The 14,057-nt window shown below is 44.5% G+C and carries 11 protein-coding genes; 4 read left to right on the forward strand and 7 right to left on the reverse strand.

The window, feature by feature from the left end:
• Positions 1 to 46: 46 nt before the first annotated feature.
• Entirely contained in the window at positions 47 to 3,583 is a 3,537-nt protein-coding gene (locus tag AC6I7V_RS15455) for a thrombospondin type 3 repeat-containing protein (protein WP_498012187.1), read from the forward strand.
• A gap of 104 nt (positions 3,584 to 3,687) precedes the next feature.
• On the opposite strand, the gene AC6I7V_RS15460 is transcribed toward AC6I7V_RS15455, so the two are convergent.
• From AC6I7V_RS15460 to AC6I7V_RS15470, 3 genes are all read right to left on the reverse strand, one after another.
• Positions 3,688 to 3,972, reverse strand: coding sequence for a hypothetical protein (locus AC6I7V_RS15460; protein WP_498012392.1), 285 nt, complete (start codon positions 3,970 to 3,972; stop codon positions 3,688 to 3,690).
• Between the two features lie 25 nt (positions 3,973 to 3,997).
• Positions 3,998 to 4,321, reverse strand: coding sequence for a hypothetical protein (locus AC6I7V_RS15465; protein ID WP_498012188.1), 324 nt, complete (start codon positions 4,319 to 4,321; stop codon positions 3,998 to 4,000).
• 236 nt (positions 4,322 to 4,557) lie between these two features.
• Positions 4,558 to 4,992 (reverse strand): YccF domain-containing protein, encoded by a 435-nt coding sequence (locus AC6I7V_RS15470; protein ID WP_255232564.1) that lies wholly within the window; start codon positions 4,990 to 4,992, stop codon positions 4,558 to 4,560.
• A gap of 586 nt (positions 4,993 to 5,578) precedes the next feature.
• On the opposite strand from AC6I7V_RS15470, the gene AC6I7V_RS15475 reads away from it, so the two are divergent.
• Positions 5,579 to 6,193 (forward strand): NAD(P)H-dependent oxidoreductase, encoded by a 615-nt coding sequence (locus AC6I7V_RS15475; protein ID WP_255232563.1) that lies wholly within the window; start codon positions 5,579 to 5,581, stop codon positions 6,191 to 6,193.
• Positions 6,194 to 6,196: 3 nt separating this feature from the next.
• A complete protein-coding gene (locus AC6I7V_RS15480; RefSeq protein WP_498012189.1) occupies positions 6,197 to 8,122 on the forward strand; it encodes a monovalent cation:proton antiporter-2 (CPA2) family protein in 1,926 nt (641 codons plus the stop codon).
• A gap of 109 nt (positions 8,123 to 8,231) precedes the next feature.
• Here the strand turns inward: AC6I7V_RS15480 and AC6I7V_RS15485 are convergent, their stop codons facing one another.
• Positions 8,232 to 8,612 (reverse strand): hypothetical protein, encoded by a 381-nt coding sequence (locus AC6I7V_RS15485; RefSeq protein WP_255232561.1) that lies wholly within the window; start codon positions 8,610 to 8,612, stop codon positions 8,232 to 8,234.
• Positions 8,613 to 8,846: 234 nt separating this feature from the next.
• Here AC6I7V_RS15485 and AC6I7V_RS15490 point away from each other — a divergent pair, with 234 nt between their 5' ends.
• Positions 8,847 to 9,644 carry a hypothetical protein gene (locus tag AC6I7V_RS15490; protein WP_498012190.1) on the forward strand — a complete coding sequence of 266 codons (798 nt, stop codon included), beginning with the start codon at positions 8,847 to 8,849 and terminating at the stop codon, positions 9,642 to 9,644.
• A 109-nt stretch (positions 9,645 to 9,753) separates the two neighbouring features.
• Here the strand turns inward: AC6I7V_RS15490 and AC6I7V_RS15495 are convergent, their stop codons facing one another.
• The 3 genes from AC6I7V_RS15495 to AC6I7V_RS15505 all read right to left on the reverse strand — a co-directional run bounded on the left by AC6I7V_RS15495 (position 9,754) and on the right by AC6I7V_RS15505 (position 13,860).
• Complete coding sequence (locus tag AC6I7V_RS15495) at positions 9,754 to 11,292, reverse strand: GNAT family N-acetyltransferase (RefSeq protein WP_498012191.1); 1,539 nt, start codon at positions 11,290 to 11,292, stop codon at positions 9,754 to 9,756.
• A gap of 260 nt (positions 11,293 to 11,552) precedes the next feature.
• Positions 11,553 to 12,584: an L-threonine 3-dehydrogenase gene (gene tdh, locus AC6I7V_RS15500; protein ID WP_061031177.1), complete on the reverse strand. Its 1,032-nt coding sequence runs from the start codon at positions 12,582 to 12,584 to the stop codon at positions 11,553 to 11,555.
• Between the two features lie 82 nt (positions 12,585 to 12,666).
• Positions 12,667 to 13,860, reverse strand: coding sequence for a glycine C-acetyltransferase (locus AC6I7V_RS15505; RefSeq protein ID WP_498012192.1), 1,194 nt, complete (start codon positions 13,858 to 13,860; stop codon positions 12,667 to 12,669).
• Between the last annotated feature and the right edge of the window lie 197 nt (positions 13,861 to 14,057).

Raw genomic sequence — 14,057 nt, forward strand, 5'->3', positions numbered from 1 at the left:
TTTTCATATGCAACAACTCTATACAACGTCAGTTTAGGATAAACTAATGAAAAAGAACCCACTCACTATTGTGCTCGGGCTGACTGCTAGTATGGGTCTGGTCGGTTGTTTTGACGATTCCGATTCAGACTCCTCTAGCGGTTCCACTTCCAGTACATCTTATAGCGTCACGGCCATTGATGGATATTTAAATGGTGCCCAAGTTTGGCTAGACCTAAATGCAAACTTCCAGTTAGATTCTAATGAACCTTCTGCCACTACGGGAGAAGGAGGCAAAGCTAGCCTAGATATTACTGGTATTGCTAATCCAGAAACTTACCCTCTTGTCGTTAGGTCGATAAAAGGGCAAACCATTGATGAAGATACTGGCAATACCGTCGCATCTGACTATGTGATGTCAGCTCCTGCCGGAGAGCAAGAAGTTACTCCACTCTCCACTTTAGTCCATGTCCAACTTGAATCAGGGCAAGCCTCCAGCAAAGAAGAAGCAATTACAAATGTCGCACAAGAAATGGGGTTAGACGCTGGAGAAGTTCTTGGTGACTACAAAGAAAAAAATAACGAGAAAGCCGCCTTTGGTGCAAGAAGTCTAGTTGCATCAGGTAAATTACCTGAAAGCCCAGAAGAACTCGAAACTGCTGCCAAAGATGATGATGGCAGTAACGATCTTTTAGCGGCCATCAGCATTGTAAACTCCAAAATCAAGGAAATTGTAGAAGACAATGAAGCAGATTTAGACTCCATTGTCTTTAACAAATCGGGGGTAGCAGACAAAGATACCGACAAAGACGGCGTGGCTGATGCGGATGACGCCTTTCCAAATGATGGTACAGAATGGCTAGACAGTGATAACGATAACATTGGTGATAATGCTGATACCGATGACGACGGAGATGGTGTTCCCGATACGGAAGATGAAATGCCATTAGACCCGAGCGAGACCAAAGATTCAGATTCTGACGGCAAAGGTGACAATGCCGATTTAGATGACGATAACGACGGAGTTCCAGACACAGAAGACGCATTCGACTTCGACCCAACAGAGGCACTCGACACTGATAATGACGGTATCGGCAACAATGCTGATGAGGACGACGATGGTGATGATGTCAATGACGAAGAAGACGCATTTCCACTTGACCCATCTGAGAGTGTTGACACCGACACGGATGGAATTGGTAACAACGCTGATACCGATGATGATAATGATGGCGTTTCCGACGAAGAAGATGACTTCCCACTAGATGAATACGAGACTCTCGACACTGACAAAGATGGCATTGGTAATAATGCAGACCCTGATGACGATAATGATGGGGTCGACGATGAAAACGACCTAGATCCAACTGATCCAACGGTGGGGTTGTCCGATACAGCAAAAGCCATCGAGTTTATAAAATCTGAAAGTGCTATTTATTCTCTTTGGGAGGATGATTACAGCAAAATCACCCAACTGTTTATCGACACCTTTACTCCAAATGGTGATGTTGCTCCATTAACCCAAATCCAACGTGTTAAATCTGACGGAACGCTAATAGCAGTGCCTAGTGATTCTGAGTCCGACACACAACTCACTGAACAGGGTTGGACATCTATCCCTGAAGAGTACGTGTTGGATATCGGCGATAGCAAAATCATGGCTTACCCGGTAGATCAACCGACGTTGACTTACCGTGCAACAGCTGTCTATAAAGATCTATCCGGCGTCTCTGTTTCCTCTTACAACCTTGGTTTAGAGTTACTGGAAGACAGTCAAGATAGCTACCCTGACGGTTCAACCGCCATAGTTCTTAACTTCACTCCGGTCAACGACGCGTACTATCTGTGGACAGACTGGACACCGTGGATTTTTGACGGCCACGATGGCAAAGACAATGCGACATTAGACGAGCTAATCGTAGACACGAGCGTTGGTGAAGTCGGTCAGACATCAATGTACTACGGTGTATCAATTGGATGGGATGTGAGTGCCGAACTCGTCTCTGATAATACCGTCAACTTCTATTCTTTAAATTGGAATGATGGAGAAGCGGTAAGGGTATCGTCAGCCACTTGGTCTCGTTCAACGATGAACAATGAAGACATTATTGTGTTTACGGTTCCCGAGGAGGCAATTACTGAGTGGGGCGAAAGCTTTGATCAAGACTCTCCGCATGTCTTATTTAGTGTTGTTGACGGACAACTCCATCAGGGATCACTTGAAAAGGCAGGAGAGCCAGAAGTTGATGAAAGCATCTTCATTAATACCACCACGAGAGATGCCGTCTTGAGTATTGTTGATGTACCTGTTTCCACATGTAGTACTGGCGATGACGAAGACGATACAGCGACAACACAAGAGTTTGAAGCCGCAGTTTCAGCTTGTGGTGGCAAAATCACCATCACGGAGCAGATGATTGTCGACCAAAACTTCCATCGTGTTAAGGGCAACGGTGATACCCGTGACTACTTCTTTAACGCTGATGGGACAGTAGATGTCTCTAAAAATGGTGAATACGGATATACAGACAATTGGGCGATCGACAATGGTCAAGTCGTTGTCACTTATACTGAGGAAGACTATAGCTCATCATGGACTTGGGCATTAGTTGAGCAATCACAATCTGTGTGGTCGTTGAAATTCTATGAATCCGAGGTTCAAGGTGAGCAGTCGAAGCAACTCATTTGGTCTGATACGGTCGAGCTTATACAAGGTAATGTTAGCTGCAGCTTCCCCGAAAACGCCAACGCATCATTGGATAGTTTCAAAAATGACCTGTCAGATTATTTAGCTTGTTCTGGCGAGCCATCAACCTCTGAGCTATCTGGTCTGCAACTTGGTCGAGTGAAAAGTAATGGTGAAACTCGCGGATATCAATTTAGAGACGATGGTACGGCCATAAATTACCGAAACGGAATACCTAGACATCGGGTATGGGAATTTGATACCGATAACAACATGTATGTGGTCTACTATGACGAGGAAAAAACAGAGTTAGCTGAGTACATTACTGTTTTGTACAACAGCGAGGGTTCGGTCAGTCTCGCTTTCTATGAGCCAGACGCATCTGAGTCTTGGGCTTCAACCTACGAAGACATATCGACTAGCAACGGCATTTTCCATTGCGATGTAGGCAATACTGATTTGAATATCGAAGATAACGTACCAAATTATGGTTCTTTCCAAGACTACAAAGACAGTGTGGGGTCTTGTACCGGCCTAAGCGACTCTAACGCAGCGTTTAGTACAGAATACTTCGACAGAACAATCAGCTTCTCAAGCAGTTCAGATGACGATGGAGAGTTCGAAACTTTCGTATTTGAAGTGGATGGCACGGGCTCTTATATCGTTTCGCATGTCACTGAGGGTGACAAAGAAAACTTCACCATGACTTGGACTGTTAGTGATGACACAAACTTGGTGGATGTGGTTATCGATGCAGGAGAAATAACCGCAAGAGATACTCTGGCGATTGTTGACAGCAATAGTGTCGAGTTTTCCATCAAAGGTTTCTCTAGGGCAAGCGATTGGGATGGCGTGGAAGATGACGACGGAGGTGATATTTGGTCCCGAGTTTTCACCGCGGGTCAACCCGATGACTGATTAGCGAAACTCACCGAGTAAATCAATGCCCCCTTAGCTTTATAGAGTCAGTGAGGGGGCATTATAGTTTCAACCTTCATAGTAGCCACTTTGTAGAAGCGTTCTTAATCAAAAAATGATTTTCCTGTTACTTCGGTTAACCAATCACTGACAGCGAGCAGAGGTACAAACACCGAAGGCTGATGATATTCAAAATCGTGCCACCTTACTGTCTCTGGAATGTAGCCATGATTAACACCAACGAGTTCACCAGATTGGTTATACACTCCACCGCCAGACATTCCAACACGAACTCGTCCAGTCGTTGCCGACATTGTGCATCCCTGCCAAGTAGCAATATTAATTTCACCTATGTAGTGGCCCGCGTTGAAGGTCGGCCCACGCGTCATCGGGTAGCCAACGTGAGTAACAGGTTCACCTATAAACACAACACCGAGTTTTGATGTTTTGGTGCCTGGGGCGTTTGATTAACGCGACATCACATTCAGGATGATAAATCACGTCAAGACCCAACTTATCTAATAGGTGTTTATTGTGTTTAGCCGTTAACTCCCATTCCTCATCTAATCTAACCGTACTTGCTTCAGTGGTTTGAATAAACGGGACACCATAAATAATCTTCTGATTTTGTTCAATAAATCCCTCTTGATGGGGAGTGCTAACAGAAGATAAACCATTACTACAGCCAACCGACGCACTACATAAAAACAACATGAGTACGTTCGATTTTGTAGGCATATCGCCCTCCTTCCCTTCGTGCTATCGAAATTCAAGGGTGCAGACCTACTAATGCTAGACGAGTAATAATACGGTAACTAAACAACAAAACACTGATAAACATAAGACACACAAACTGCGCGCATATTGAGAATTCAAGGAGTAATGAGGATTAACTTAGAACAAGTGAAGAGATTTAAAAACCAAAAGAGCATGCTTAATCGCACGCTCTTTTCCAATCAAAACCGAATGAAACTTTAGCCTTTGTAGTTCCTTACACGAGCGGCTTCTGCCTCTCGCTTATCAACGACTGTTTTACCTATAGGCGCTAGGGAGATCACGGCTAATTTGAGATGCTGAATGGCGAATGGAATACCGATAATAGTAACAAAGCACGCCACAGCAGAGAGCACATGTCCAATCGCTAGCCACACACCTGCGAATACGAACCAGATAATGTTGCCCAACATACCCAGTGGACTGGTACCGATATCCCCCTCGTTAGTCAGTTCATCACGTGAGATAGCTTCTTGACCGAATGGAAAAAACGAGAAATTGCCCATTACGAAGCACGCCCTGCCCCAAGGGATACCGACAATAGTGATGAATGCCAGCAGTCCGAAGAACCACCACGCCAATCCCATAAATACGCCGCCGAACAAAAACCAAATGATATTGCCGATTGTTTTCATTAAGTGCACTCCAGAAATATTAGGTACGGCATTACACTGTGTAAGCCGTGGTTAGGGTTATTATTTCAAAACAAAGATGAACCGCCAATGAACCTTTGATATTAAAGATCATTTGATACTCACCACGATTCTCTTACACAAATCCTAGCAAGTGTTAGCTTCTTTGTTACTATAGCGGCAAGTTAGTTAACGAATAGACTGTTCAGGTTTAAAAGCAAGCGCAAAGGTCAAGCTTTATGAGCAACAACGAGCAACCAAAAAAGAAAATGAAAAACTGGGTACCTATCGTTTTTTTCGCCGTACTCAGCACCATTCCAGTATTCATGTTTTTAGTTGACGTTTATATCAACCAATACATGTAGACAAACGGCAACAGTGGAAAAGCAGTGGTCGATAGCCGCTGCTTTTTTGTTTTAAATTCCTATTGAACAACTCTTATCACTCAACAAACGACAAAACTAAAAAACATCCCTGCTAATTTTCCTAACGTTATCTTGAATCAAATCCCAGCTATTTCATTGTTCTTCAATTCCTCTTCTATTATTGTAACGAGTAGATATTGTTCGAAATATATAAAGAGGGCCATATGCCGAAGAATCGAGTTCTGGTGTTGTTTGCGCACCCATCTCAACACCGCTCAGAAGCGAACAAACCACTGTTTAACCAAGCAAAGAAAATTGAAAACGTCACATGTGTCGATCTTTACGCTGAATACCCAACCTTTAATATCAATATTGATCGTGAACAGAAACGCCTTCTTGAGCATGACATTATTATCTTTCAATTCCCTCTCTACTGGTATTCGACCCCAGCTATTCTGAAAGAGTGGCAAGACTTAGTTCTAGAGTACGGTTTTGCTTACGGTGCAGATGGCCATGAACTAGAAGGTAAGAAGTTTCTCTGTAGCATTACTGCAGGCGGCAAAGAAGATGCCTATCAAACCGACGGCTACAACCACTTTACGATACGCGAGCTACTTCATCCTCTTGAGCAAACTGCGTCTTTATGTGGCATGGATTACTTAGCACCATACGCTCTATTTGGCTCACGAACCGCGTTGGAAGAGAATCGTATCGTTGGCCACGTTGAACGCTATAAATTCCTATTGGAATCATTGGTTGCTGGCAACATCGATTATAGGAAAGCGAGAAAAGCCGCCAAGTTAAACCACTACCTCGACGAAATCATCAACAAGGACTAAAGAATGACAGGATATTTTCTACAAGCCTTTATCTACTTAGTCGCCGCCGTGATCGCGGTACCGATTGCCAAACGCCTTGGCTTAGGCTCTGTATTGGGTTACTTAATTGCTGGTGTGGTGATCGGCCCTATTATTGGCCTTGTTGGTGAAGAGACAACCACCATCCAACACTTTGCCGAATTTGGCGTGGTAATGATGTTGTTTTTAGTCGGTTTGGAGCTTGAGCCCAAAATGCTGTGGGCGATGCGCAATCGTCTAATGGGGTTAGGCGGCTTGCAGGTTGGCGGGACAGCAGCGATTGTCATGGGCATCGCACTTGTATTTGAACAGCCTTGGACCATTGCATTAACCATCGGTCTGATCTTTGCGCTCTCTTCTACTGCTATTGTTCTTCAAACCTTTAATGAGAAGAGGCTGTCAAAAACCGAAGGGGGCCAAAATGCCTTTTCGGTGTTGCTATTCCAAGATATCGCCGTTATTCCGATGTTGGCTTTTATCCCACTCTTGGCACTGCCAGAACTGGTTGAAGCGGCGCAAAATGCAGTATCGGCTGCGGCTGGTCACCATGATGAACTCAGTTTAGTCGCAGGGCTGCCGGGCTGGGCATATGGGCTTGTGATTACCACCTCGATCGCACTAGTGGTGGTCGGTGGACACTTCTTGAGTCGCCCGCTTTTCCGCTTCGTTGCAAGCTCTGGATTACGTGAAATTTTTACAGCAACCGCTCTCATGCTGGTTATAGGTATCGCAGCATTAATGAGTCTGGTTGGCCTATCGCCTGCATTAGGTACTTTCCTCGCAGGTGTGGTACTTGCTAACAGTGAATTCCGTCATGAACTGGAGTCCAATATAGACCCGTTTAAAGGGCTACTACTTGGCCTTTTCTTTATTACGGTAGGCGCGGGAATCAACTTCGATGTTCTGTTTAACGATTTCATCCTAGTCATCGGCTTGACTCTGGGCGTCATGCTATTGAAAGCAGCGGTGCTATTTGTCTTAGCACTGATTTTCAAAATTAAGAACAGCGACCGCTGGCTATTTACACTAAGCTTGGCGCAAGCCGGTGAATTTGGTTTTGTACTATTGAGTTTCTCTGCTCAAAACCATGTATTGCCATCAGACATCGTGCAAATCCTGTCTCTGGTTGTCGCGTTATCGATGTTCCTAACTCCAGGCCTCTTTATCTTGTTCGACAAAGTGATCCTTCCTCGTTACGAACAGAAATCTAACGATAGAGAAGAAGATACTATTGAAGAGAAAGGCACAGTGATCATCGCGGGTATTGGTCGTTTCGGTCAGATCGTGAACCGTCTGCTGGTGTCGAATGGCGTAAATACAGTAGTACTAGATCACCAAGCCAACCAAGTGGATGTGCTGCGCTCAATCAACATCAAATCGTACTTCGGTGATGCGACTCGACCAGATTTACTGCACACTGCAGGAATTGAAGATGCGGCGCTCTTTGTGGTAGCTATCGACAATCAAGATGCCAGTGTCGAGCTAGTGAAATATGTCAAACACACCTATCCGAAAGTAAAGATACTGGCGCGCGCCTACGACCGTGGACACGGTTATCGCTTGAGAGAAGTGGGAGCCGATTATATAGAGTCAGAGACGTATCACTCTGCCTTAGAGATGGGTGCCGAGGCACTTCGCTCACTAGGTCACCATCCATTCTTTGTTGAGCAGCAAAAATCGACTTATATGAGAGTGGAGAACCGTAAATCAGAGACGCTATATCAAGCTTGGGCTGCGGCTGAAGATAACCCTCGTTACGACAACAACTATCGTCAAATATTCATTCATCTAGAAGAAGCAATGAAAGAAGATATGAAGAAAGACCGTTCAGACAAGCACACTCGCTCTGAACGTGGTTGGACACCACCACCGAAAGGTTATGCGGACGACTTTGAGGAAGAAGAGACATAAAGTATTCCCGACACAAATCAAAACGCGGCTCAATTAGCCGCGTTTTTCATTTCGATCAGAAGCCATATACCGGAGTTACGAGATACCGCCACAAGTACTTATCAACTCACTATTTCAGGTTCTCAAGCCCAGATGTATCAACACCTTTAACCGCATCACGTGCAACTTGGTCAAAGTCATCTGATTTCCCCTTGGGCGGTGGAGAGGAAAGTATTCCTTTAGAAATGGAATCATTCTGACTTTGCAGTGATTTTCCTTCTTTCTCACCCGCTAACCAACCGCGTTTGTAATCCTCATCGGAGTCGTATCGTGCGTTATCTTTCACGTACGATTCAAAGTCGTTTCCACCTTCGTACAACCCACTATGGCGTCCATCATGGAAGCCTTGAATATACGAATCACTGCGGCCTTGTTGCTGGAGGTCGCGATCTGTCGTACCACAACCAAACAAGATAAAAGGTACCAGTAAAATGAATATTCGTTTGATCATATTGATCACCCTCCTCTAATACTCAACCTAGAGATCATGTCATTACACATGAACTCTCGCCTATTAGTAACCCTAGCACAAAACGACTAATCTAGACTTAGAGGTGAATTTTATTGGCTCTCGGTTACTAAAACATGAACACCTCAAAACAAGGTGTCACCTTTTTCGCAGTAATTTTGAGCCATAATCTAACACCACATTTGCTAACAACTTACTCTTATAGGCGGATAAATAATGAACAAAGGTTTACTTTTGACACTGGCCATCCCTTTGATCCTTACAGGTTGCGGTTCAGATAGTGATTCACCAGAACCAAAACTCACCCAACAACAAAAAGAGAGTCTAAAAAATTCCGTTGAGATTTTAGAAAAGAAGGCAAATCAAGAGCTAGAAGCATCTGATGATCTCTCACCTCAAACTGACTATGCCCAGTTACTTGTAGATGCAGGGTTGCCACCGATGACAGCCAATAGTTTGTGTTTACCTAATGAAGTGGTTGCTGTTCAAGATGACGGGGTAGTGTTAACCATCAACTCAGAATGCTCAGTTGATAGCGATGTGTTACATAGTACCTATGTCGTATCATCAAACAACGACCAAGCTGAAAAAACGCTATTTCAAGCGAATACATCTATCGACCTAAATAGTCACAACGTTGACCTTCTACTTTCAGCCCAAAATAACAACGTTTCTGATGCTTCAACACACGAACTACTTCATCGAAACTTTGGGTTTGGTAGCCCGTCTGATTCAAATGCTGAATCAACTTATCGCCTAGACGTAATGCCTAACGGACTTGTTAACTTAAGCATAGAATTTGAGTTTATGGCCCCTGTCGACCAAGAAAGAGTTGTACAGATCAGTGAATCGGGAGAAGCGACGAGTTTCTATCAAATAATGATGCTCGAACCGAGTGATGAAAATACGAGTGGCAATACTCAATATGATCTACCAACACAAATGGCGATCAACTCGTACTATCCCACTTTCAAATCCATTCTGTCGACTTTCTCAAGCGGCTTGGGCTCTTAAATCATGTTAAAGCGCCAAACCGCGTAAGTCGTTACCGCTCAACCAAAGCACTGAATCAGGCACACCTCCCCTAGTGAACTTTTTCAGTGCTTTTTCTTGAACCTCATATTCAGGTTTTGTTTGTTTTGGTAAATCCACCGTACAAGTCGAGTCGGCGATGGCGTAAGTTAGTGACTGAGCCTTCGGTATTAAGCTGTTTAAGCTTAGTTAAATCAACATCCGCAAAAATGATCATTTCGGTATTGGCGCTGGCTTCTGTCAAGGTTGCATCGTGTGGGAAGTAAATGTCCGAAGGTGAGAACACCGCTGACTGAGCGTATTGAATATCCACGTTATCGACACGCGGGAGGTTGCCCACACTGCCACCAATCGCCACATAACACTCGTTCTCAATGGCCCGCGCTTGAGAACAAATACGCACGCGCTGATATCCATTTTTAGTATCAGTCCAAAACGGCACAAACAGTATTTGCACGCCTTGATCGGCCATCATTCGGCCCAACTCTGGAAACTCACTGTCGTAACAAATGAGTATTCCCACTTTACCCGCATCTGTATCAAATACCTGTACCTTATCGCCACCGTCAATCACCCAATCTTTTTGCTCATGAGGGGTGATATGTACTTTGTATTGAGCATTAATGCTTCCATCACGCTGCAATAGATAAGCGACATTATAAAGCTTACCGTCCTCTTCAATAATCGGCATACTTCCGGCAATGATATTGATGTTGTAAGTCACTGCCAATTGAGAGAAACGAGACTTGATCTCTTCAGTGAAACTTGCCAGAAAACGGATCGCCTCAACCGAGCTTTGTTCCTTTTTTAGTCCCATAAGCGGAGCATTGAAAAATTCAGGGAAAAGCGCAAAATCGGCTTGATAGTTGGCAAGAGAGGAGATAAAAAACTCAGCTTGATCGAGCAAATCTTCTAAATCGTTCATGGCACGCATTTGCCATTGCACCACACCTATGCGAATGAGATTCTTCTCGACATCGTGAACCGATTGTATGTCTTCCTCGTAGAAAAAATTGTCCCATTCCAAGAGTGTGGCATACCCTTTAGAGGCATCATCCTCAGGCAGATAACCGCGCATAATTCGTTTCACATCGAAGTCGTTGGCTAGCTGAAACGACAAAATAGGATCGTGCAATTCGCGGCGTTTTACCTTATCGATGTATTCCGCCACACTCAACTCATCCGCGTACTTATGGTACTCAGGGATTCGCCCGCCCGCTAATATCGCTTTAAAGTTTTTGCTTCGGCACAACTCTTTTCGGGCGTTGTACAAACGACGTCCCAAACGCAACCCTCGATAATCCGGATGCACAAATACATCCAAACCATACATAGCATCACCGTTTGCTTTATTCTGGATCACGTTGTTTTCACTAATGATATCCGTGTAAAGGTGAGGAAGCGAAATGCGGTTGTAGTTGACTTTAATCGTCAAGGCAGCGCCGATGATCTTGCCGTTATCTTCAATGCAAATTTGCCCATCAGGAAACTGATTAATCAGATCCAGGATGGTCATGCGTGGCCACGCCCCCCCTACATCTGGGAAAACGAGGTTCATGAGTGCTGCAAGCTCGGTATAATCCGATGGCTCAATTGTACGTAGAGAAAGCTGATGTGAGTTGGTATCCATATCCGACGGTCCATGTGTCCTTTTTGAACGATAGAAATTAGGATGCCACATTTTGATTCATACATACACCTCACCGATGTAAGGCGATAACGTTATTGTGTTATTTTTCAATATCAGCGAGGGCAAAAACTAAAAAAAGCCACTTTATATACTAAAGTGGCTTAGTTTGATTACTGTGATGGAACAAGGCTAATCTTTGATGATGGAGAAGTTACCTTCTAACACATCAACATGATTGGCTTCTTACAAGAAATCCAACCCTACTCCCAATCAAGGATTACTTTACCCGACATACCAGAGCGCATCATGTCGAAGCCTGCTTGGAAGTCGTCCACTTTGTAGTGGTGAGTAATGATTGGAGATAGATCTAGGCCAGACTGGATTAGTGAAGCCATCTTGTACCAAGTTTCGAACATCTCACGGCCGTAGATACCTTTAATAACCAAGCCTTTAAAGATTACTTGGTTCCAGTCTACTGCCATGTCTGATGGTGGAATACCTAGTAGAGAGATCTTACCGCCGTGGTTCATGTTAGTTAGCATGCTGTTGAACGCAGATGGTACGCCAGACATTTCTAGGCCTACATCGAAGCCTTCTGTCATGCCTAGATCAGCCATTACATCTTCCAGCTTCTCTTCCATTACGTTTACTGCGCGCGTTACACCCATTTTCTTAGCCAGATCTAGGCGGTATTCGTTTACGTCAGTGATAACGACGTGACGAGCACCAACGTGCTTAGCTACAGCTGCAGCCATGATACCGATTGGACCAGCACCTGTGATTAGCACGTCTTCGCCTACTAGGTCGAAAGAAAGCGCTGTGTGTACTGCGTTACCAAACGGGTCGAAGATAGATGCTAGATCATCAGAGATCTCTGCTGGGATCTTAAACGCGTTGAACGCTGGAATCACAAGGTATTCAGAGAACGCACCCGTGCGGTTAACACCAACACCTGTTGTGTTACGACAAAGGTGAGTACGACCACCACGACAGTTACGACAGTGACCACATGTGATGTGACCTTCGCCAGATACACGGTCGCCGATTTCAAAACCACGAACTTCTTGGCCGATGCCAACAACTTCACCCACGTATTCGTGACCTACAACCATAGGCACTGGAATTGTGTTTTGTGACCACTCATCCCAGTTGTAGATGTGTACGTCTGTACCACAGATTGCGGTTTTCTTAATACGGATAAGAAGATCATTATGACCCATTTCAGGTTTTTCAACCTCGGTCATCCAAATGCCTTCTTCAGGCTTAAGCTTAGAAAGTGCTTTAATTTTCATAATGTTACCTAGTTCATCTCGCCTAACTATAAGGCGAGAATCAAAAAACTTTTTTATCTATATTCTGAGTAAAACCTCAGAATTAGATGATTTCCATCTCTTTACCCACTTCGATGAATGCATCGATAGCGCGATCTAGTTGCTCACGTGAGTGTGCAGCAGACATTTGAGTACGGATACGCGCTTGGCCTTTTGGTACTACAGGGAAAGAGAAACCTACAACGTAGATGCCTTTTTCTAGAGCACGCTCAGCAAACTCAGCCGCTACTTTTGCATCACCTAGCATGATTGGAATGATTGCGTGGTCAGCACCACCCATAGTGAAACCCGCGTCTTCCATACGAGCACGGAAGTGTGCAGCGTTTTCCCATAGACGGTCGCGAAGCTCGCCGCTCTCTTTTAAAAGATCAAGAACACGGATAGACGCGTTAACGATCGCCGGAGCCACTGAGTTAGAGAATAGGTATGGACGAGAACGCTGACGTAGCCAGTCGATCACTTCTTTCTTACCAGATGTGTAACCGCCTGAAGCGCCGCCCATTGCTTTACCTAGCGTACCTGTGATGATGTCGATACGGTCAACAACGTTGTGGAACTCGTGAGTACCAGCGCCGTTTTCGCCCATGAAGCCAACTGCGTGAGAATCATCAACCATAACTAGCGCATCGTACTTGTCTGCTAGGTCACAGATAGCTGGAAGGTTTGCTACTACGCCGTCCATAGAGAATACGCCGTCAGTAACGATTAGCGTGTGGCGAGCACCCGCTTCTTTAGCGGCGATAAGTTGTTGTTCTAGCTCTTCCATGTTGTTGTTCGCGTAACGGAAGCGCATTGCTTTACATAGGCGAACACCATCAATGATTGAAGCGTGGTTTAGAGCATCAGAGATGATTGCATCTTCTTTGCCTAGGATAGTTTCGAAAAGACCTGCGTTCGCATCGAAACAAGATGTGTAAAGAATCGTGTCTTCTTTACCAAGGAATGTAGACAGTTTGTCTTCTAGCTCTTTGTGGATGTCTTGAGTACCACAGATGAAACGTACAGACGCCATACCAAAGCCGTGTTGATCCATACCTGCTTTACCCGCTTCGATAAGCTCAGGGTGGTTAGCTAGACCTAAGTAGTTGTTTGCACAGAAGTTAAGCACTTCTTCGCCTGTTGAAATTTTAACAGCTGCTTGCTGCTGAGAAGTGATTACACGCTCAGACTTGTAAAGACCTTCAGCCTTTACTTCTTCAATTTGTTTTTCAATCTGTTGGTAGAATGCAGAAGACATTGTCTAATTCCTTCCTAGTTATTATTCACAGCGCATTCGCTGCTTATTTATAGGGGAAGTGTAAACGGTGACGGGAGCGCCATTTACACTGTAAAACTAATGCCTATATTCTAGTAGAACATCTCAGTATCGATTATCCCTCTAGTTGGAAAAACATTAATGAATCTGAGGCATCAATAAAATACCTTAACTATGAA

The sequence above is a fragment of the Vibrio sp. KUL70 genome, from assembly GCF_059725515.1.